This window comes from Bartonella pachyuromydis, from assembly GCF_039543065.1.
GTDB lineage: Bacteria > Pseudomonadota > Alphaproteobacteria > Rhizobiales > Rhizobiaceae > Bartonella > Bartonella pachyuromydis.
In genome coordinates this window covers 156,753-178,432 of record NZ_BAABJA010000001.1, presented here as the reverse complement: position 1 = coordinate 178,432, position 21,680 = coordinate 156,753, and the positions used below count along the sequence as shown (strand labels likewise).

Below are 21,680 nucleotides of genomic sequence, written 5' to 3'. Positions count from 1 at the left end.
GGTATATTCATGTATTTGCAAAATACCATATTATCTTTCTATCGATTGTGGTTTTCTTTTGCATCACCTAAGTGTAAAGTTGAACGAATATTCAGGATAGGATTTGCTGGGTAAACCTATGAGGTGAATCACATAAGTGATTGGAAAGTAAAACTGACTTGAGAGAAAACAATCTGGTTACAGGTTAGTAGGGATTTAAAAATCTTCGTTTTTGAAGACGAGGAGGAGATCAAGATCTCGATTCACCGCTGTACAAGGGGAAAAATGCTTGTCTATGGAAAATGAAAACATCAAAAGTTTTGCAATCATGAAGCTTTTGTGTGTGCGCATTTTTATGTGGTTGCTCCTCTTATTTGAGCGGATGTGGGGGCGGTTATTGCCGTTTTTCCTCGTCCTTAGTCTTTTTTGTTCGCTTAGTTGGTTCAGTATTTTTAGCATTCTCAGTTATTGGCCCCATGTGCTTTTACTTGGGCTTATGTCTTTTGGGGCTGTGGGAAGTTTATTTTTCCTTAAAAGTTTTCGCTTTCCTACAAGGAAGGAAGTTAATCAGCGTCTTGAACAAGTAAACGGTCTTAAAAATCAACCCTTAAGCGTTCAAACAGATCATTTATGTGCTGAGAATGATGGCGGTTTTTATGCAATTGTTTGGCGTGAACATCAACGTCGTATGGCGCGACAATTATACAATTTAAAAACAGGGTTTATTCATCTTAATAGTGCGGCTTATGATCCTTTGGCTCTGAGAACTATTTGTATCTTGCTTTGTGTGTGTGCTTTTAGTTTTTCTTTTGGCTCGCTAGGGGGACGTTTGGCAGATGCATTTGATTTTCGTCCTATTATTGATGAAACATCTATGCGGATTGATACTTGGATAACACCACCTGCTTATACCGGTGTTGCGCCTCTTTATTTAATAAAAGATGAGAAAACACAGGTGATAATTCCGCAAGGAAGTGACCTTGTTGTCCGTGTTTTTAATGGGGCTGGCATTACAGTAAAAGCAATCTCCAAAAAAGATGGGCAAGAAGTTTTGTTTACAAAGAAAAATGAAACAGTGGCTTTGAATGAGTCAATCGTTCATTTTGAAGCACACCTAGAACATTCAGTAGATTTATTGGTTTCGTCACGTCATAAGCAACAGAAGTGGTATTTGCAGGTGATTAAAGATCAGTTCCCAACAATTCGTTGGATAGAAAAGCCAGGACGGATTTTGACTGGTTCGTTAGAATTGCAATATGAGCTTGATGATGATTATGGAGTGACAAAGGCTTTTGTTGAAATAGAGCCTTTTGTAAATCAGTACAAAAGCACTCGTTCTCTTTATAAGACGCTTGAAATAAAACTGCTTTTGCCACGTGGTGGAAAAGGCAAAATGCGGACGGTACAAGATGTATCAGCACATCCATGGGCTGGTGCGGAAGTCAAAATTACTTTGCTGGCAGAAGATGGTGCGGGGCAACAAGGCCGGAGTAAAACTTTTGTGATGACACTACCACAGCGCGTGTTTTCAAATTCTGTTGCGCGTGCGGTTGTTGAATTGCGGCGTTTACTGGCTCTTGATACTTCTATGCGGGAGCGTGTGCTCGATATGCTCTCTGCTTTGATGGTGCGTCCAGAAGAAGGGCTGCAAAATTTCACACATTTTCTTGTTCTACAGAGTGCATGGACAAGGCTTTCTATGGCAGAGACAGAGGATGATTTGCGCGGTATCGTCGATTATTTATGGCAAATTGCTTTGGGTATTGAAGGAAATCAGCTCGAATCTGTCCAGAAAAATTTAAAACAAGCACAGGCTGCTTTGCGTGATGCACTTCGTTATGGTGCTCCAGCAGCAGAAATTGAACGGCTTATGGCAGATTTACGTCAAGCTATGGATGCCTATATTCACGCTTTGGCGGAACGTGCGCAAGATATGAGTCGTCTTAACAATAACAATCTTCGTCGTTCCAATCTTTCAGAGGACTCATTAGAAAAAAAGCTGAATCTCATTGAAGAAATGGCAAAAACAGGCTCCTCTTTAGCAGCCGAACAATTGTTGACTGAAGTGGAACAGACGCTTGATCATTTGCAAGTTCAAAAGGGCAATCAAAGTGGTGAGAAGCGACAGAACAAATCTGCAGGGATGAAAGAAAAAATGGATCAGCTTGGAGATTTAATGCGGCGTCAGCAAGAAATTCTCAATGAAACGCACCAATTAGAAAAAAAACAACAAAGTGGGGAAAGTATACCGGAAGAGCAAAGGCAATCTTTAAAAAAACGGCAGGCCGAATTGCAATCTGAATTGTCAATGTTAGAAAAAGAACTTTCTGGGCAAGGATTTGAATCATTTGATGCATTCAAAAAGGCGAAAGAGAAAATGAATTCTGCTGGAGATGCTCTTGATCAGGGAAACAATCAAAGATCTATGCAAAATCAGGCAGATGCTTTAGAAGATTTGCGGCAGGGTGCACAAAATATTGTAAAAAAAATGCGTGAAATGCTTAAAGAGCCTGGAGATAAAAAAAACGCTGCTTCTAGTGCCGAAGATCCATTAGGACGTCCACTTTCTTCAAAAACAGATCAAGAAGGGCAACAAAGTATAACTATACCACAAGAGAGTGACCAAATACGGGCACGACAGATCTTAGACGAAATTCGCAAACGTTTGGGTAAGGAGCATATTTTAGAAGCAGAAAAAAACTATCTTGAAAGACTGCTCCATTTTAATTAATTACCTTGTTTTTCTTTTAATCGATGTAAAAAAGGCGTATTAAAAACCTTTGTAGGAGACGAGGGTTAAAGATAGAGGGCATGATGAAAGCACTTATCTGAAATGGTTATGCAAATATTCTGTGCATTGTTTTGTTATTTGGGTTTTAAATATGCAATATTCAAAGCTTTTGACATTGTGGAGCAAAGGCAGAAATCCATATAATGGAGTATAGGAAAGCCTGTAATGTTTAAAGTTTTTTTTTACACGGTATGTTGAGTTGGATATAATCACACTGAGAGATTTTTATGCTTCGGCACTGGGGATGCGCGTGCAGGCGACATTGTGTGACCAATTAAATTTATGGTGGCCTGATCTTTATGATAAACGGGTGATGGGTTTGGGATATGCACTTCCTTACCTCTCTGCGTTGTGCACACGTGCACAACAATGTTTTGCTTTTATGCCAGCTGCTCAGGGTGCTGCACCTTGGCCTTGTGCTGAGAAAGTTGCAACAGCACTTGTTTTTGAAGAAGATTTGCCGCTGTCTGATGCTTCGGTTGATTGCGTTTTATTGGTACATGCATTGGAATATACAGAAAATTCTTTTGAAACACTTAATGAAATATGGCGTATCTTGGCGCCCAATGGTAGTTTGATTGTTATTGTCCCTAATCGTTCTGGCTTTTGGGCACGCAATACTTCGACACCTTTTGGTTATGGTGAGCCTTATAGTCGACAACAAATTGCTCGTTTGTTTGAAAAGACAAATTTTGTTTCTCAATCAATGCAAGAAATTGTACATTACACGCCTTCTTCAGGCTATGTCTCTCGGTTATTCTCATTTTTTTATGAACCATTTGCGCGTTATCTTTTGCCTTATTTTGGCGGACTTTTAATGTGTCAAGCGCAAAAACGTGTTTATCAAGGTTTGTTTGTACAGCGTCGTCAGTCGCGGCGTGTTTTTATTCCTGCATTATCGCCCCAAGCCTATGAGAGCTCTTCCCATCTTATTTCCAGTTCTATCACACAAAGGCTTCCATGAAAGGTATAGGAAAAATCCGCACAATTCATTGAGCATATTCTCTTTTATTGATGCAAGGTACAAATGAGCATTATCATGCTCTTTTTTAATTTTCTATGTTGCGATTGCTTTTGCATTGAAATTGAAACGGTTTATGAATGGATATTAAGTCTGTTTTCAAACGTTTTTTATCTCTGCGCCAATTCTGTTTATGATGCGTAAGCAAATGACTTTTATGAGATTCATCGTAAAACAAATTTACAGTGAGAGAGCTTATGCTATTTGAACTCATTCAAGCTAAAAATGGTGAATTACCCTTCAAACTAAGATGTTATCGTTAAATTTCAAATATATTCTATTACAGAGAAAAATTGAGAGTATCAAAATCATGTTTGAAGTAGTTAATGCCAAAAAAACTGTTAAAAGTTTAAACGATAGCCGTTTTGATCGGTAATAAGAATTTGCGCGTTAGAAGGGTCTTTTTCGATTTTTTGGCGCAAACGGTAGATATGGGTCTCTAAGGTATGGGTAACAATGTGTTCATTATAGCCCCAAATTTTTTCTAACAGTGTTTCACGGCTTACGATTTGCTCATTGGTAGAATAGAGGTATTTAAGAATAGCGGCTTCTTTTTCTGTAAGACGAATTTCGTTGTTGTGTTGATCAATAAGAAGTTTTTGTCCAAGTTTAAAAATATAAGGACCAATGCGATAAGTTGTATCGTCACTTTGTTGATATTGGCGCAATTGGGCACGGATTCGTGCCAGTAACACTGCAAAGTGAAAAGGTTTCTTTACATAATCATTAGCGCCTGTTTCAAGATCTAGCAGGGCATCGCAGTCTGTATCATGATTTGTAATCATAATAATGGGGGCGCGAAATCCTTGGATACGTAATTTTTTAACGGCTTCATGGCCATTAAGATCAGACAGTTCAAATCCAAAAATGGCTAGATCAATATTTCTTTTTTGGCTTATCGTTATTCCTTCTTCAGCTGTTTTTGCTTGTAATACTTCAAATTCCTTATGCATTTGCAATTGTTCTACCAAAATAGGGCGCAGATCATTATCTTCTTCAACAATTAAGAGGGTATAGTGATTCATTTTTGTTCCTTATAAGATATGTTTATGCACCAATTGATGGAGAGTAGTTTCATGAAAAATGAGATTTCATGCAAGGAAAATTGAAAAAGAAAGCTTCTTAAAAACCAACTTTTATTACCTCTTTGGTCGTTTGCTGACAAGCAGATTATTGTGCGCGAGATATTTTATGCGTTGGTAAAAATCATTTTTCTATGTTCTAAGATGGGATGGTATTTCTGCTTTTATGCATGAAGGAGATGGGTGCAATATCCTTTATCACATATGCGCTATTTGAGTGGATTTTGTGGCAAATCTTATTGTTCTTTGCTACGCTCTATTTTATTTTTGCTCTCTTTGTAAGCGAGATGGTTGGTGTGATGCGAATACTGATGCCGATTATAAACATTTAATACATCTTCCTTATGGTAAAAGTGCTGGGAAATGTATTTATCACAAAAACATTATGCATCTACAGAGGGATATATTGCGCTTACTCGCCATGATGGGGAACATTTTTTTCCGCATATTAATAAGTTGGTAAAGATCATTATGTTAAGAAGAAAATATTTCTTTTTTAAGTTTGCCCATCAAACAAATTTCTTTCCATTCATCTTCTGTTACAGGTTGTACTGATAAGCGACTAGCATTGACTAGTACCATATTTTTCAGTTTAGGGTTTGCTTTAATCTGTTTTAATGAAACAGGGGCTGGCATATCACAAACTGCACGGATATCTACACATTCCCAGCGTGGATCAGAGGTAGTCGAATCAGGGTGTGCTTCTGCACATATTTCTACAATACCTACAATTTCTAGCCCTTTATTGGAATGATAAAAAAAGCCTTTATCGCCATATTTCATGGTGCGCATATTGTTACGGGCTTGATAATTGCGTACACCATCCCATTGCTCACCATCAGCACCTTTTTGCTTTTGCATGTCCCATGACCATTTATGAGGTTCAGATTTAAAAAGCCAATAAGCCATGCGTTCTCCTTTTCATGGATTATGAATATTTTAGACATTACACAACTTTTATATGCACTTAAGTATAGCACGACCAAGTACGATCTTTCATTTAAAATGAAGTAAAGAATGCAGATTATCAATTTGTTTCTCAGTTTTTAGGGAGAATAAAATTATCATATCATTATGGGTTTATATTTTTTACTTCATTTTATAGAATGTGTAAAAATGTTCTGTCTTTTGCTTATTTTTAGGAGAAAAGATATGCGTTTGAAGCAGAGAGTAAGTCTAAAATAAGCCACTAAACATGACAGTTTTAGTTCTTTATGATCTTGATCTCAAAGGGCTAGTCTATGATTGGGTTACTTCAAAAAAGTTGTGTAGAAAAATTGTGTTTTAAAAGCCTCAAGATAACAATGCTCATGATTGAGATGAAGTATGCAATGATATTGATATTGCGTTTTTGGAGAGCATAAACACTTCTTTTGTTAGGCTTTTGTTCCACGGCGTCCCATCCCGATTAAGGGAGCAGATTTTTCATCTAATGGCCAGCGTGAGCGAGGAGCAAGATCAAGGGGGCTTGTTTCTCCTCTGGCAAACTTTTGTGCACCAGCAAAAGCAATCATTGCAGCGTTATCGGTACATAAGGAAAGAGGAGGAGCGATAAATTCAAAACCATGCTGATGTGCAAGTTCTTGCAATGTTAATCGAATGGCTTGGTTTGCGGCAACACCACCTGCAACAACTAAAGCAGGAGGACGCTGCCCTTGATTATGAGAGAGAGGATATTGCTGGATAAAGTGTTGTAGAGCCAAATGAACGCGGTCATGCACTGTATCGGTAACTGCTGCTTGAAAGCTTGCGGCAATATCAGCAACGTCGCTTTCTGTAAGAGGAGCCATGGCTGTTGCTGCTTGGCGAACAGCGGTTTTAAGACCTGAAAAAGAGAAATCTAGTCGTTTTTCACCTTTTAAAGGTCGTGGAAGAGGGATACGGTTTTTGTCCCCCAATAAAGCAGCTTTTTCAAGTGCTGGGCCACCAGGATAAGGAAGGCCTAAGAGTTTTGCTGTTTTATCAAAAGCTTCTCCCAAGGCATCATCAATGGTGGTTCCTAAACGCTGATAGTTGCCTACCCCGTGAACAAGAATTGTTTGTGTATGACCACCTGAAACTAATAGCAATAAATAAGGAAACTGAACATTATGCGTTAGCATAGCTGTTAAGGCATGACCTTCTAAATGATTGACGGCAATAAAAGGCTTTCCCGTGGCAAGAGAGAGTGCTTTTGCACTCATAACACCTACCAATAGTCCTCCTATGAGACCTGGACCACTAGTGGCGGCAATGGCATCAATATCTGTCAATTTTGTGTTTGCCTGTGTGAGTGCTTTTAGAATTAAACTATCGAGAATTTCAACATGGGCACGGGCGGCAATTTCAGGAACAACACCGCCATAGGGTGCATGATGATCAATTTGACTCCAAACAATATTGGAAAGAATTCTACCGTTTCCTTCATTGTTGTATTCAACAACAGCGGCAGCAGTTTCATCACAACTTGTTTCTATTCCTAACAGGCGCATTTTAAACAAAACCTTCTGTTAAAGATTCTTTTCTTTTGTGGGTACCATGGACAGAAAAAGATGCAAAGAACTTCTCGTAAAATTATTTTCTCTCTAAAAATGTGTTTAAAGGTACTCTCTTTAAATGTAATGGCTTTATTAATTAAAATGAAGCTATTTTTTCAGTATAAAATGATGATATGTTCAAAAATATTGTTCATTAAACTCTATCATTTTAACTGTTTTTCATAAAAATACAGTGTTGAAAATTTCGGTGAAGTGATACTCTTTATAAAAATGTTTTAAAATAAATGATGCTCTTTGGAAAATTCTTGATTTTTTAAAGCTTTTTTCATTTTGTTATTTTATCATGAGAGAAGAGTGTGCACAAAAAGTGACTAAAATGGTAGATTCTTCAAAACCAAAAGCTAAATCACATTATACTGGTACACGCCGTAAAAAGCCAGTGATTGAACATGAGACTGTGGATCATAATTCAGAACAAAGAACACAAAATCTAGCAGAATTGGATGCCATAGACGTACAAAGTGAAAAAAGTGAGCAGAAGCAATGTATGTCTTATAAGACATGGCTTTATCTACTTATTTCAGGAATCTTGGGTGGTATCATTGCGTTGGCTGTTTTAATCGGGCTTCAATGGACAGGTGTGCTGTCTTCTTCTTTAGTGGGAAAAAATGCTGGGGGAGAAAAAGTTTTACAAATTGCTGAAAGCGCAAAAAGTCAAGGTCAGGAAACACGCAAGCAATTAGAGCATGTGCTCCAAGAAATGGATACATTGAAAGCAGAATTTGCTGCTTTTTCATCACAACATATAAAAACAATTCAAAGTGATGGAGCTTTACAAGAAGAAAACAAAAAAGCGTTTATTGCTTTAGAGCAAAAAGTAAATGATTTGGAAAAATTTGTGCAAGCTTTTGTGGAGGTTTCAAAAGAAACAGAAGCGGCTTTGTCCGTTGGACAAAGCAATGCAAGTGCTCTTGCTACCTTAAAGCAACGGTTAGAAATTATGCAGGAAGAGATTGCTGCTACAAAAAGTGAGAAAAAAGAAATCAATACTGCGCTCTTTACCGCCATCAGTTCTTTGAAAAATGCCATTGAGCGTGGTGGGTCTTATAATGATGAATTAAAGCTACTACAACAATTAGCGCCTTCGATTGATGGGCTGGATTTGTTGCAAAAGACAGCGGCTGTAGGTCTTCCAAGTTCGGCTCAACTTTCAAGTGATTTTGCTCGTATTGCAGATAGCATCGTTGCTACACAAAAGAGTGTTGCATCAGATGCCGGTTTTTTTGAACGGATTGTAGCATGGATAAAGGGTCTTATTGTTTTGCGTCCGGTTGGAAATGTTGAAGGTATGACAGTGGGAGCAATTGCGGCGCGAATGGAAGTTGCCATTCAAAGGAGTGATTACGAAAAGGCTTTGAGCGAATGGCAAACATTGCCTCAAAATGCTAAAGATGTTTCGCGGGATTTTGTGCATCAGCTTGAAACACATATTGCTGTTCATCAGTTGCTTCAGAAGTTGTTGATATCTGTGCAACAAGAATCTTTTGAGGCAACAAAGATGTGAATAGGCTCCATATGATACGTGTTTTTGTTTATAGTTTTGTTGTATGTGCGCTCGGTCTCCTGTTTGGGTGGGCTGCTAATCACAGTGGTGTTGTCGTCCTCACATTTTTGCATTTTCGCTTCTCTGCTTCATTACTTACAGTATTAAGTGTGCTTATTTTGTTTTTGGGAATTTTAGCGCTTTTATGGTGGTTTTTTTCTGTCCTTTTTGCTGTACCTCATGCTCTTTCTCATTACTTTTATAAACGTCATAAAAAGCGCGGTTATGAAGCTCTTTCACAAGGAATTCTGGCAGTTTTTTCAGGCGATAGTGTGTTGGCGCAACAAATGGAAGTACGTGTTAACAAATATCTTGCAGGCAAAGATGAGCCGTTGGTAAAACTCTTACAAGCGCAAACCTTATCTTTGCAAAATAATTCTGCTTCTGCTATTCCCCTGTATGAGGAAATGAGTAAAGAAACACCAACAAAACTGGCAGGGCTTTATGGGTTGTTTCGTGAAGCTATAAAAAATAAAGCTTATGAAGCAGCACAGCAATATGCTCAAGAAGCGCTGGCTTTATCACCAGCACTTTTATGGGCGCATCAAACTGTGCTTGATCAGCTTAGCACGAGTGGGCAATGGGATAAAGCACTTGCTGTTTTTGAACGCGCGCAAAAAGCTTTACCGCGCTCAATTCGTTTAACTACCGAACGTCAACATATACAGGCTTTGTTACTTTGTGGGCTGGCGCTTCATCTGTTTGATACACATCCAGTACAAGCACGTACAGCTATTTTGAAAGCACATAAATTGGAGCCTGATTTTGTTCCCATAACCGTGATTGCTGCTGATATTCTTTATAAGCTTAATGAAACGCGTAAAGCTGATAAAATGATTATTACAGCTTGGCAAAAAGAGCCCCATCCTGATTTGAGTACGCTTTATCTTGAAAGAGAAGAGGGAGCCGTTGGGAGATTAAAAAAGGCTAAGACACTTGCTTCTTATCATAAAGATACATTTGAAGCAGCTTTTCTTATTGCTAAAGCTGCTTTGGATGCTGGTGAAACAGTGTTGGCAAGACAACAAGCACAAAAAGCGCTCCAATATCATCAGCGGGAAAGTGTTTATTTATTGTTGGCAGATATTGAAGAAGCACAGGGAAATAATCAAGGAGCAGTACGTCAATGGCTTTCCTTAGCACTTCGTGCTGAGCGTGATCCGGTGTGGATGTGTGATGGTACCATTTTCGCCTCTTGGTCAGTGGTTTCTCCTATAACTGGGCGTTTGGGCTGTTTTGAATGGAAAGCACCGCCCCGTATGCCACCCCTTACATTAGAGGCTGTCAATATTATGCCTAAAAAACAAGATAAAGAAGATATTGTGGGAGAAAGTGCTGGTGTTGAACAAAAAGTGCTTGAAGAATTATCTTCTTTAGAGAATTCTATATTGAATAATGTACAGGTAGAGAAACAAGCTCTAAAAGAGCAGGATGTTAAAGTGTTCAACCAAACCCATTTAAATGTTGATGATCCAGGGGTTAAAACAGAAGAAGAGGGGACCTCTTTATCAAGAAAGAAATTTCATTTGTTTTAAGTGGAGTTATTGTGAGTATTGTTCGCTTAAATTATTCTCTTGTGTTTAAGAAATGAAACTTCACTTGGTTTACAGAAGTAATTGGTTAAAAAATGTTTTTAGGTCAAAGGTGCGTTGGTAAGAAGGAAGGAAAGAGTAAACCAAGGATCGCAGTCGTTATTCATCGTCGATCTACATATACGGGGCGTTTGGGAAAGTTTTTGCAGCAAAGTGGTTTTGTTCTTGATATTTATCGCCCTATTTTGGGGCAGAAGCTCCCCGATACATTGAAGCATTATGCTGGTGTTGTCATTTTAGGGGGACCAATGAGTGTGAATGACAGGGATGCTTATATTGGTGAGGAAATTGATTGGATTTCTTTATCGCTAAAAGAGGATAAACCTTTTTTGGGTATTTGTCTTGGAGCACAAATGTTAGCGCGAAATGTGGGTGGATCTGTTCGTACAAGAAGTGATGGGATCGTTGAAGTGGGCTGGTATCCATTGGAAGCAACTTCACAGGGAAAAGCCGTGATGAATTGGCCAGAAATGGTTTATCATTTTCATGATGAAGGTATTTATGATTTACCTAAAGACGTAGAGCTTTTGGCAACAGGAAGTACCTATCCTACGCAAGCTTTCCGTTATGGAAAAAATGCATGGGGCCTACAATTTCATGCTGAATTTACACGTGCGATGATGCGGCGTTTGGTCGTGCGTTCAGCACATAAATTAACCGAAAAAGGGGCTCAACCCGCTTCTGCACATTTGCAGGGTCGGTTAATTTATGACCAAGCTTTGAGCAAATGGTTTGAGAATGCATTGCAAACAATCTTTGTACATCCGTCACATATGCATGAGAGCTAAGAAGTTTTTGTCATCATGAGATAAGGAAGTTATCATTTTGTCTATGTTCTCTCCATTGAAATCAATACGGAAAAATTCTTCTTTAAGCTATTTGTTTTGTGGGCTATGTTGTTTTGTTTTGATACTCGTTTATAGTTCATTCTGGTTTTTTTTTCACGTAAAATAGAAGACCATGTTGCTGATCTTTTCCAAAGAGCATCTGCTCGTAATATGACGGTTGTGTGCGAGCGTCTCAGCAAAAATGGTTATCCGTTGCGTATCGGTGTTGCTTGTGATCAATTTCAGTTTACTTGGCCTTTACATAAGCTTTCTTTATCAACGGGGAATTTGACGATTGGGGCACCCATTTATGCACCTCATTGGATAGAGTTTAACGTTCGTTCTCCTGCATCACTCATTTTGGCTGAAAAAACGCTTATCGTGTCAAAGTGGCGCAATTTGGTCATTGAAACAGAACCTTATTGGAAAGCGAACAAGACATTTAAACTGATAGCTGAAGGGCTTGAGATTTCCACCCTTGCTATCTCTTTTGTGGATCAGAAATTTCCAGAAAAATTAGAATCACAGATAGAAAATAAAGAAACAATACAAAAAAATCTTGAAAATCAAAAATCTTTAAAAGATGCTCAGGGTATGATTGTACCTTCGTTAGATCAAGTGGATGTACCTCAAAAAATAACGGCAGAATTTTTGCGACTTGATTTGAAACACGAGAAAAATCATTTATTGGGGCATCTTACTTTTGATGATTTTGATCCTTCCATGTTTTTTGCTTCTTATTTTGTGGATGTTCCCAAAATTGATGGCGATTTAAAATGGATTTTCAATGATATACCTTATTTGTTTGAAAATGGAGGAGGCAGTTGGAAACAGCGCCTGTATGGGAAAAGTGGACTTTTAAAACGTGGTGAATTGATTTTTCATACAGGTGGTATATTACGCATCAGTGGGCCTTTCTCTTTTGATGATGAAGGGTATTTAACAGCAAAATTTGATCTTATCTTGGTGAAGCATATGGAGCTTCTTACTACTATGCAGCGATTGTTTCCTGAGCAAGCAAATAATCTACAAGCTTTGTTTTTTGTTTTGGATGCGATGCCTAAAAATGCAGATGGCCATCCCACTATTCCTTTGCGGATTAGTCATGGATGGGCAAAATTAGGTTTTTTAAAACTTGGCCGTCTTGCACCACTTTAAGTTCGAAAGCGGTGCTGCAAAGTTGTGCAGTCAACCCCTGCTTTGGAGATCAAAGTGCGATTTTTTATTTTAGGTGCTATGTCTAAAAATGCAGACAAAACTCCTATTATTCCTTTGTAGGTTAGTCATGGGTGGACAGAATGAATTTTTTCATGCTTGTCAATTTTGCATTACCTTTAAGTTTGAAAGCCTGTATTTTTAAGTTGTGCAATCAACCCTGCCGCGAAAGTAAAACGAGAAATGTTGAGATCATTTTCAATAAGGGTACTAATACGGTTTGTTACATTGTGAATGTGATCTTGTTCTATTTGACTCCAAGTGGCAAAAGGATTATTTTTTGTTCCATAATTTTTCAGAATTTTCATAACAATTTTCCGTAAGCTTTCGGCAATATTTTCTTTAGCTTGGTTTAAGGCCATACTATCATAATAATCAAGTACAGGAATTGTTCGACTTGCTTCATTAATACGGTTAATACGAATAATCTGCGCAAGTGAGAAATAGACCTCTGCGGTTTTTATAAGGTCACTATTGCTTTGTTTTGCTATCAAAGAAATGTCACAAATGATTGGAGCAGCTTCCAAAAGAGCCAATTGTTTTGCTAAAGCTTTTGGTGCTCCTTCTTCATGATAATGTATCACCTTTTCTTTAATTTTTTGATTGATATCTTTATTATTGGCATGTGTAAGCAGGTTTTCAATAACAATACGCGCTTGCTTTATTATTTTTACCAGTTCTTCTAATGGAGTCGAGAGATCCATATTCCGCAACCCCCAATTTGTTGTCTCAAAGAGCATTGAAGTAATGGCTGCGTAGAATTTATTTTGGACAACACCAGGTATTTTATTATCAAGCTTATCAATTTGATCAGATAATTGCGGTATTTCAAAACCATCGCACAATGTGATGAAAACGCGAATAATATTTTCAACCTTTTGTTCTGTTGCATCTTGTAGTCGACTTACAAAAGTAGGTCCTCCACGATTTACAATATCATTGGCAAGTAGTGTTGCAATAATATTACGACGTAATTGATGGTTAATAATTTCTTTTGCAAAGTTTTCCTGAATTTGAGTTGGGAAATAGTGCAACAAAATTGCATCAAAATAACGATCATCAATAATGGGGCTGTGAGCGATTTCTTCTTTTAGGGTTAATTTAGCATATGCCAAAAGAACAGCAAGTTCTGGACGGATAAGTCCCTGACTTTGTGTTATTCTTTGCCGTAAAACTTGTTCATCAGGGAGGATTTCTACTCTACGATCAAGAAGCTTTTTTTGTTCTAAATCATGCATAAAGCGGATTTGATGAGGTAAATCCATAATACTTTGGTTTTCAGCTAAAGAAAGAGCAAGAGGTTGCAAATAATTGTTGCGCAAGACTAATTGCTCAACTTGTGGAGTCATTTTTTTCAAGAGTTCATTGCGTGCCTCGCGGGTAAGTGTTTGTGCACGAAGGGCTGATGCCAGAACAATTTTGATATTGACTTCGACATCTGAACAATTAACACCTGCGGAGTTATCAATGGCATCCGTATTGCATCGCCCGCCATTTAAGACATATTCAATGCGACCACGTTGTGTAACGCCAAGATTAGCTCCCTCCCCAATAACTTTGGCACGAACTTGTTCACCGGTAATGCGGAGTCCATCATTGGCACGATCTCCTACCTGTGCATCGGTTTCTGTCGTCGCACGGATATAAGTGCCAATGCCACCAAACCACAAAAGATCAACGGGTGCTTTAAGAAGCGCAGAAATGATTTCAAAAGGCGTTCCTGTTTGTTTTTCAAAACCAATAGCCTGTGCTGCTTCAGGTGAAAGTGTAATGGTTTTCAAGGTGCGAGAGAAAATGCCACCGCCCTTTGATAATTTTGTTTGGTCGTAGTCTTGCCAACTGGAACGAGGAAGTTGGAAGAGGCGCATACGTTCTGCATAGCTTTCAGCGATGTTTGGATTTGGGTCAATAAAGATATCGCGGTGATCAAAAGCGGCAATAAGCCTTGTTTGTTTAGAAAGTAGCATGCCATTGCCAAAAACATCACCAGACATGTCACCAACCCCAATACAGGTGAAAGGTGTCGTTTGAATATCGTGATTAAAGGATTCTCGAAAATGTCTTTTGACTGCTTCCCATGCACCTTTGGCGGTAATTCCAATTTCTTTGTGGTCGTAGCCTGCTGAACCTCCAGAGGCAAAAGCATCATCGAGCCAGAAGTGGTTTTCTTCGCTGAGTGCGTTTGCTGTATCAGAAAAGGTTGCTGTACCTTTGTCTGCTGCAACAACAAAATAAGGGTCATGTCCATCATGGCAGATGATGTCATGAGGAGGAGCTATTTTATCGTTTACCAGATTGTCGGTGATGGAAAGCAAAGCCGTGATAAAGTCAATATAAGCTTGTCGTGCGGCTTCAATGATGAGAGCACGATCATTAGTTTGGGGAAGACGGTGAGGGTAAAAGCCTCCCTTGGCACCAACGGGAACAATAACGGCATTTTTAACCTGTTGGGCTTTAACTAAGCTAAGCACTTCAGTGCGGTAATCGAGTGCACGGTCTGACCAACGAATTCCACCTCGAGCAATAGGACCAAAGCGTAAATGAACACCTTCAACTTCTGGCCCATAAACAAAAATTTCTCGATAAGGACGTGGTTCAGGCAATCCTTCAATTTGGCGTGGATCTAACTTGGTGGCTAAAATACGCCGCGGATTTCCATTGGCAAGAGGCGTAAAGGCATTGGTTCGTAAACTCGCATCAATAAGATTACGATAACGGCGTAAAATAAGATCATCATCTAAACCCGATACGTTCTGTAATTTTTCTTCAATACGCCTTTGGATAATCTGTTGTTTCTCTCTTCTTTCCTTTTCTGTATGGCTTTGATGAAATTTCAAATGGAAGAGTGCATAAAGATCTTTGGTAATATCAGGATAGGCGTTTAAAGTTTGCGCAACACGGTCTTGTGAATAAGGAATGCCAGCTTGTTGGAGGTAGCGTCCATAATGGCGTAAAATAACAATTTCGTGCCAATCAAGCTCAGCTGTTTGGGTTAAGGCATTAAAGGCATCATTATCAGAATCTTGCGCCCAAATGGCTTCAAATGTTTCGGCGTGCTTTTGACCGTTTTTGTTGAAATCAATACGAAGTTGGAAAGCACTTTCTAGTTGCATATCATGAAGATACACAGAATGTCCATTGCCATCTGGTAGCTCAAGGGTTTGTTCAGCGATAACTCGAAAACCCATATTTTCAAGAAGTGGTACGCGCTTGGAAAGAGCTAGAGCTTTGTGGCGGTGAAAGAGCCGGAGAGAAATATTTCGTTCTTCTTTGCTGTTTGTATGATAAAAAGTAACAAAAAGCGGTTTTTTATCGCGAAGACTTAAAATATGTCCGGCATCTTTAATGGCGTCTTCAGCAGAAAAGAGATCACGATAGCTATTGGGAAATTGGCAGGCTAAACGCGTTTGTTGTTCTGTTGTTTGGCGGGTAAGGGCTATCGTTTGAACAGATTCTTCCCAGCTGTGTGCGATAGAACGCACATGTTGTTCAAGGGCTGTCCGTTCAATAAGAGGAGCACTTTCACGGACTTTGCGGTGGATGACATAATAGACACGCGTAAGTGTGCTTTCCAAAAACAACGGATAGGATTCAAAAAAATCACCTTTGTAGAGCTCAACAAAATATTCGCCAATTTTTTCACGAATATTGCTGCTATATTGGTCACGCGGTACATAGACAAGTATGGAGACAAAGCGTCCAAAAGGATCAGTGTGGGCAAGCACTCGCAAACGTGGCCGCTCATCTAGTTGCATGATAAGTTTGGCATTTTCTGTCAGTGTATCAATGTTGGAGCGAAACATTTCATCTCTTGGATAGGTTTCTAAAACACTGATAAGTGCTTTCCCAGAATAGTCCGTACGATTATGTCCAAGGCGTTGAATAATCGTTTTGGCTTTTTCTTTTAAGAAGGGGATTTGCAAAACAGAGCGTGTATAAGCAGACGAGGTAAACAACCCCACAATGCGCAATTCTCCACACAATTTATGGTCTTTATCAAAGAGTTTAAGACCAATATAATCAAGCCAAACAAAACGATGAATCTTTGAGCGACTATTGGCTTTTGTGACAATAAAAAGATTGTCACTTTCCATAAAGGAGAGAATTTCTTGAGGAGGCTCTTCTACACGTGCATCGCCAATAATACGAATAGAAGCATCGGTGAGAATACCCAGTTCAACACCTCTGGCTGTGAAGGATTTTGTGGGTTCTTGGTCTTTGATAAAGTTATAAGTGCGCATGCCAAGAAAAATAAAATTATCGTCCATCAACCAATTGAGAAATTCAATGGCTTTTTCACCTTCTTGTTTGTGGTGTGATGGAAGACTTGTTTGATAGGCATGAATATGCTTTCTTACTTCTTCAAGCATAGGTTGCCAATCTTGCACAGCTGCATTAACTTGTTCAAGAACTAAGGTTAGTTCATCTCTAAGTTTTTGTATGTGTTGTTCATTTAAAGACTCAATGTGGATTTGCATCAAGCTGATGCGTTGCCCAGAGGCACAATCAAGGACAGGGTGTGCAATCAAGTAAATGTGGTTTTTATGTTGATTAAAGACATTTAAAATAGAATCAAGAAGGAAAGGTTTATTATCGTTGACAAGCGTAATAACCGTGATAGGTTTATTGTCGCGGGTTAGATTTTGTTCAAAGCAGATAGTGCTTTTTCTGGGCTTATGGAGATTAAAAGCCTCAATGGCGGTGGCAGTGGCTTTTTGGAGTTCTTCGTTTTGGTAACAAATAATATCTTCTTTATCGGTATGAGCAAAAAGGATTTGTTCTATTTTGTTTTGATTACTTTTTGTCTCTGATGCTTGTTGTTTTAACACAGTGAATTTCCCTTTTTTGCTCTCAGTGTCCTTTATTTTTTTATAAGAACAGACTTGTATACTACTCTTTTTAGTGTAGCATCTTCTTGTTGCAGGGAATAGTTATTTATTGGAGAGAATAAACTTGTTTTGTCACTTTAATTAATAATCTGTTATTTAAAAATATCTTGCGTTGATAAAACGGCTTTTTTAGTATTTTTGTATGTTATTGCGTCTTAAGAGTTTGTTCTTAAAAATATACAAAATGAATGAAAGTAAAGAGAGAATGACGTGTTTGCCTGAGAGACTTTTAAATGGTTATCAATCCTTTATAAAGAATCATTTTTCACAAAAAACAGCGCGTTATCAGCAATTAGCAACTGAAGGACAGAAACCTGAAGTTTTGGTTATTGCTTGTTGTGATTCGCGGGCAATACCAGAAACGATTTTTGATGCTAAGCCAGGCGAAATTTTCACATTGCGCAATGTAGCAAATTTGGTTCCTCCATTTTCTCCGGATAATCAGTATCATGCAACATCAGCAGCGATTGAATATGCTGTGCAATTGCTTGAGGTAAAGCATATCGTTGTTTTTGGTCATGCCCATTGCGGGGGAGTGTGCACTGCTCTTAAAGGAAAGTGTAAATCTTTATCGTCAAATGATTTTATTGGTCAATGGATAAGCCTTTTAGCAACAGCAGCACAAACAGTTCTGGATAATAAATCACTGACTCCCTCAGAAAAACAGATCGCATTAGAACAGTTATCTATATACCATTCCTTGAAAAATTTAGAGACTTTTCCTTGGATAAAGGTACGCAAAGATCGGGGACTTTTGACATTGCATGGAGTTTGGTTTGATATTTCAAGTGGTGAATTATGGAGTGTAGAACAGGAAACAGGTTGTTTTGTGCGTGTCGAAGTTCAGAAAGATTAGGTGTAAGCTTTGCTGTCTTTTAAAACTATTGTATGATAAATCTTGACAAAGCTAAGGTTTTATTGTTTGAAAGAATAAGCTTTCAGTGACAGAATTAGCTTGGAGCCACCGACTGAGACCCCAATATGAGGGTATAAAGAGATCTCAGAGGTCAACATTCGACGGCGCGATGCGTTCTCGGATGCCGCTTTGGTTGGTTTGTTATGCAGCAATGAGGTAGAGAATGTTTGAATCCTTACAGGAACGGCTTGGCTCCATACTGTCTCATTTGACAGGGCGTGGTGCTTTGTCTGATCAGGATGTTGCGGCGGCTTTGCGCGAAATTCGGCGCGCTTTATTGGAAGCCGATGTAGCACTTGATGTTGCGCGTTCTTTTACCGATCGGGTTCGTGAAAAAGCTGTTGGGGCTGCAATTGTTAAATCAATTAAACCTGGACAGATGGTTGTTAAAATTGTTCATGACGAATTGGTGAATGTCCTTGGAAATGAAGGCGTTCTCAGTGACTTAAATGCACCGGCACCTGTTGTGATTATGATGATTGGTTTGCAAGGTTCCGGAAAAACGACAACAACAGCAAAGCTTGCAAAACGTTTAACCGACAAAAATAATAAAAAAGTTCTTATAGCGTCGTTAGATACACGCCGTCCTGCCGCACAGGAACAACTCCGCCAATTGGGAGAACAGGCGAATTTGCCAAGTTTGCCTATTATTGCAGGACAGTCTCCCGTCGATATTACAACGCGTGCGGTACAAGCAGCCAAATTGGGCGGTTATGATGTGCTGATTCTTGATACAGCTGGTCGTAATCATATTGATGAAGCTTTGATGCTTGAATTAGCTGAAATTAAAGCTTGTTCTCTTCCCCATGAAATTATGCTGGTGGCAGATAGTTTAACCGGTCAAGATGCTGTTCATCTTGCGCGATCTTTTGATGAGCGGGTGGGAATTACAGGAATTATCTTAACACGTATGGATAGTGATGGCCGTGGTGGTGCAGCACTTTCTATGCGTGCTGTGACAGGTAAGCCGATTAAAGCAATTGGAATTGGCGAAAAAATAGATGCTTTAGAAGAGTTTCATCCTCGCCGTATTGCCGATCGTATTCTTGGAATGGGCGATATTGTTTCTTTGGTTGAAAAAGCTGCGGAGACAATGGATCATGAAAAAGCAGCCGCTTTTGCAAAAAAAATGCAAGCTGGAAAATTTGACCTTAATGATTTGGCAGAACAATTGCAGAAAATGAAAAAGCTTGGGGGAATGGGAGGCATTATGGGAATGTTGCCCGGTTTGGGTAAGGTCAAAGATCAGATTGCTGCTGCGGGACTTGATGACCGTTTGTTTAATCGTCAATTGGCTATTATTTCATCAATGACCCCCTTAGAGCGCGCTAATCCGGAGCTGTTAAAACATAGTCGTAAACAACGAATTGCTAAAGGTTCTGGAACAAGCGCTGCTGATATTAATAAGCTTTTGAAAATGCATCGTCAAATGGCTGATATGGTCAAAGCTATAGGGGGTAAAGATAAAGGCGGTTTGATGGGAAAAATGTTGAGCGGGCTTGGTTCTAAGATGGGGCTTGGTGGAATGGGAGCTTTGAGTAGCGATTCCGCAACTCTACCTGATTTATCAGAATTTGATACAAAGCAACTTTCAACACTGCAAAAACAGATTGAAAGTGGTAATGGAGGAAAGGTCTTGCCTGGTCTTCCAGGGCATGGGCTTACATTTCCTAGTCTTTCTAATGGCATTGCCGAGAGGGGAAAATTTCCTCAGCATCCCAAGAAAAAGTAAGATGCAAAGAGGAAAGGAAGTATGATGCAGGAAAAAATATTGGATGAATTAGCGTGTTTACGAGCATCCATTGATAATTTTGATGCAGCTTTGATTCACATTTTGGCAGAGCGGTTTCGTTGTACCAGTACTGTGGGGCATTTAAAAGCTCAGTATGATTTGCCTGCGGTCGACCCTCTGCGTGAGCAACGTCAAATAGCACGATTGCGGAAATTGGCTATAGAGAGTCATCTTGATCCTGATTTTGCTGAAAGATTTTTAAAGTTTGTCATTAAAGAGGTTGTGCATCATCACGAGGTGATCGCCAAAGAGAAAAAACAATGAAAATAAATTGAAACGAAAGCCAGAGCTGACAATAGGAGATAAAATATGGCATTAAAAATTCGTTTGTCCCGTGGAGGTTCAAAAAAACGTCCTTACTATCATATCGTTATTGCGGATGTACGTAGTCCGCGCGATGGACGTTTTATTGAACGTGTTGGTGCGTGGGATCCAATGTTGCCGAAAGATGGACCGCGTGTGAAACTTGAGGAAGAACGTATCCAATATTGGCTTGGTCAAGGCGCGCAGCCAACAGATCGCGTATTACGGTTTTTGGATGCAGCTGGCTTGAAAAAACGGTCAACCCGTAATAATCCCAAAAAAGGTGAACCGGGGAAAAAGGCACAAGAACGCATAGCTGCTGCAAAGCAAGCTGCTGAAGAAGCTGCAGCGGCTGAAGCAGAGTCTACTTCAGAAGCATAAGAAGTACAGCTCTTTTAAAATAAGCAACTTTGCCTTTAAAAGATTTTATAGAAAAGTGAGAGTTATCCGTTTTTGAGTGGCAAAAACGGATTTTCTTTAAAGGGGGTATTTGTTTTTTTACGAATATAATCTTTTAAAAGTTCTGGTATGGTTTTCATTTTTTGTCTCACATTATGTGATAAGTTTTTTCTGCTACGCTACTTTTTTCCAATAATTTATCTTTATCCCATGATGTCATAAAACGGTGTTGTTTGAGGTATCTTGATAGAAGGCATAAGACTTTATACATTCGGTATTTCTAGAGTGTGTCGTGCATATTCAAAGCAGGTTTTGGTCGTAGAGCCAAGTGGATTAATGATTAGCAAGTGAAATTTACTAGATAAAAAACGAGATTGTCTGCAAATCTGTATGGGTTAAGAATCTTTGTCAGTTGAGGTGTAGAAAGGAAATCAAAACTATCAAGAATTTTGATAAAGGGACAGTGAACATTATCGGCTTTTGTTTGGCAAAAGCCGCCTTTCTTTTCAGAAATGAAGATAGATTTTTTAAAAATCAATGGCGCGGCCTTTAATTTCCCAATCTCCATATCGTGAAGGGTCTTTACCACCACGTCCACCATTTTCTAAAGGTTTTTTTTCATTTTTTTCATGTTGACGTCTTTCTTCAGCTTCTTTTAGGGCCCGCTGTGCTGCGGGAGAGAGGGATTGTTGTTCGTTAATGGTTGTATTTTTTGTCTTTATTTTGTCATCTTTTTTATCCATTTTATACCTATTCCATTGAAGAAGCAGAAAGAAAACACCATCATATAATAT

At 39.0% G+C, this 21,680-nt stretch carries 15 protein-coding genes; 10 read left to right on the top strand and 5 right to left on the bottom strand.

Features of this window, described 5'->3' with window-relative positions; all coding sequences use genetic code 11:
* Nucleotides 1–274: 274 nt before the first annotated feature.
* Both ABD917_RS00805 and ABD917_RS00800 read left to right on the top strand, forming a co-directional pair.
* Nucleotides 275–2,710: a TIGR02302 family protein gene (locus ABD917_RS00805; RefSeq protein ID WP_345118189.1), complete on the top strand. Its 2,436-nt coding sequence runs from the start codon at nt 275–277 to the stop codon at nt 2,708–2,710.
* A gap of 259 nt (nt 2,711–2,969) precedes the next feature.
* Nucleotides 2,970–3,734, top strand: a complete 765-nt coding sequence (locus tag ABD917_RS00800; RefSeq protein WP_345118188.1) for a methyltransferase domain-containing protein — start codon at nt 2,970–2,972, stop codon at nt 3,732–3,734.
* 398 nt (nt 3,735–4,132) lie between these two features.
* Here ABD917_RS00800 and ABD917_RS00795 read toward each other — a convergent pair whose 3' ends face one another.
* The 3 genes from ABD917_RS00795 to tsaD all read right to left on the bottom strand — a co-directional run bounded on the left by ABD917_RS00795 (nt 4,133) and on the right by tsaD (nt 7,344).
* Nucleotides 4,133–4,816 (bottom strand): response regulator transcription factor, encoded by a 684-nt coding sequence (locus ABD917_RS00795; RefSeq protein WP_345118187.1) that lies wholly within the window; start codon nt 4,814–4,816, stop codon nt 4,133–4,135.
* Between the two features lie 531 nt (nt 4,817–5,347).
* The gene (locus tag ABD917_RS00790) at nt 5,348–5,782 is read right to left on the bottom strand and encodes an EVE domain-containing protein (RefSeq protein ID WP_345118186.1); all 435 of its coding nucleotides are present in this window, start codon (nt 5,780–5,782) and stop codon (nt 5,348–5,350) included.
* A 467-nt stretch (nt 5,783–6,249) separates the two neighbouring features.
* Nucleotides 6,250–7,344, bottom strand: coding sequence for a tRNA (adenosine(37)-N6)-threonylcarbamoyltransferase complex transferase subunit TsaD (gene tsaD / locus ABD917_RS00785; protein WP_345118185.1), 1,095 nt, complete (start codon nt 7,342–7,344; stop codon nt 6,250–6,252).
* A gap of 382 nt (nt 7,345–7,726) precedes the next feature.
* On the opposite strand from tsaD, the gene ABD917_RS00780 reads away from it, so the two are divergent.
* The 4 genes from ABD917_RS00780 to ABD917_RS00765 all read left to right on the top strand — a co-directional run bounded on the left by ABD917_RS00780 (nt 7,727) and on the right by ABD917_RS00765 (nt 12,530).
* A complete protein-coding gene (locus ABD917_RS00780; protein ID WP_345118184.1) occupies nt 7,727–8,914 on the top strand; it encodes a COG4223 family protein in 1,188 nt (395 codons plus the stop codon).
* 11 nt (nt 8,915–8,925) lie between these two features.
* On the top strand, nt 8,926–10,488 hold the full coding sequence (locus tag ABD917_RS00775) for a heme biosynthesis protein HemY (RefSeq protein ID WP_345118183.1): 1,563 nt from the start codon (nt 8,926–8,928) through the stop codon (nt 10,486–10,488).
* Between the two features lie 92 nt (nt 10,489–10,580).
* Complete coding sequence (locus tag ABD917_RS00770) at nt 10,581–11,333, top strand: glutamine amidotransferase (RefSeq protein WP_345118182.1); 753 nt, start codon at nt 10,581–10,583, stop codon at nt 11,331–11,333.
* Between the two features lie 210 nt (nt 11,334–11,543).
* Complete coding sequence (locus ABD917_RS00765; RefSeq protein WP_345118181.1) at nt 11,544–12,530, top strand: DUF2125 domain-containing protein; 987 nt, start codon at nt 11,544–11,546, stop codon at nt 12,528–12,530.
* A 176-nt stretch (nt 12,531–12,706) separates the two neighbouring features.
* Here ABD917_RS00765 and ABD917_RS00760 read toward each other — a convergent pair whose 3' ends face one another.
* The gene (locus ABD917_RS00760) at nt 12,707–17,416 is read right to left on the bottom strand and encodes an NAD-glutamate dehydrogenase (RefSeq protein ID WP_345118180.1); all 4,710 of its coding nucleotides are present in this window, start codon (nt 17,414–17,416) and stop codon (nt 12,707–12,709) included.
* A gap of 265 nt (nt 17,417–17,681) precedes the next feature.
* Between ABD917_RS00760 and ABD917_RS00755 the strand changes: the two genes are divergently transcribed.
* The 4 genes from ABD917_RS00755 (at nt 17,682) to rpsP (ending at nt 20,868) form a co-directional block, all read left to right on the top strand.
* The gene (locus ABD917_RS00755; RefSeq protein ID WP_345118179.1) at nt 17,682–18,332 is read left to right on the top strand and encodes a carbonic anhydrase; all 651 of its coding nucleotides are present in this window, start codon (nt 17,682–17,684) and stop codon (nt 18,330–18,332) included.
* A 223-nt stretch (nt 18,333–18,555) separates the two neighbouring features.
* On the top strand, nt 18,556–20,124 hold the full coding sequence (gene ffh / locus ABD917_RS00750) for a signal recognition particle protein (protein WP_345118178.1): 1,569 nt from the start codon (nt 18,556–18,558) through the stop codon (nt 20,122–20,124).
* Nucleotides 20,125–20,148: 24 nt separating this feature from the next.
* Nucleotides 20,149–20,448, top strand: coding sequence for a chorismate mutase (locus ABD917_RS00745; protein ID WP_345118381.1), 300 nt, complete (start codon nt 20,149–20,151; stop codon nt 20,446–20,448).
* 45 nt (nt 20,449–20,493) lie between these two features.
* On the top strand, nt 20,494–20,868 hold the full coding sequence (rpsP, locus tag ABD917_RS00740; protein ID WP_345118177.1) for a 30S ribosomal protein S16: 375 nt from the start codon (nt 20,494–20,496) through the stop codon (nt 20,866–20,868).
* 545 nt (nt 20,869–21,413) lie between these two features.
* Here the strand turns inward: rpsP and ABD917_RS00735 are convergent.
* The gene (locus ABD917_RS00735; protein WP_345118176.1) at nt 21,414–21,629 is read right to left on the bottom strand and encodes a DUF1674 domain-containing protein; all 216 of its coding nucleotides are present in this window, start codon (nt 21,627–21,629) and stop codon (nt 21,414–21,416) included.
* Nucleotides 21,630–21,680: the final 51 nt, after the last annotated feature.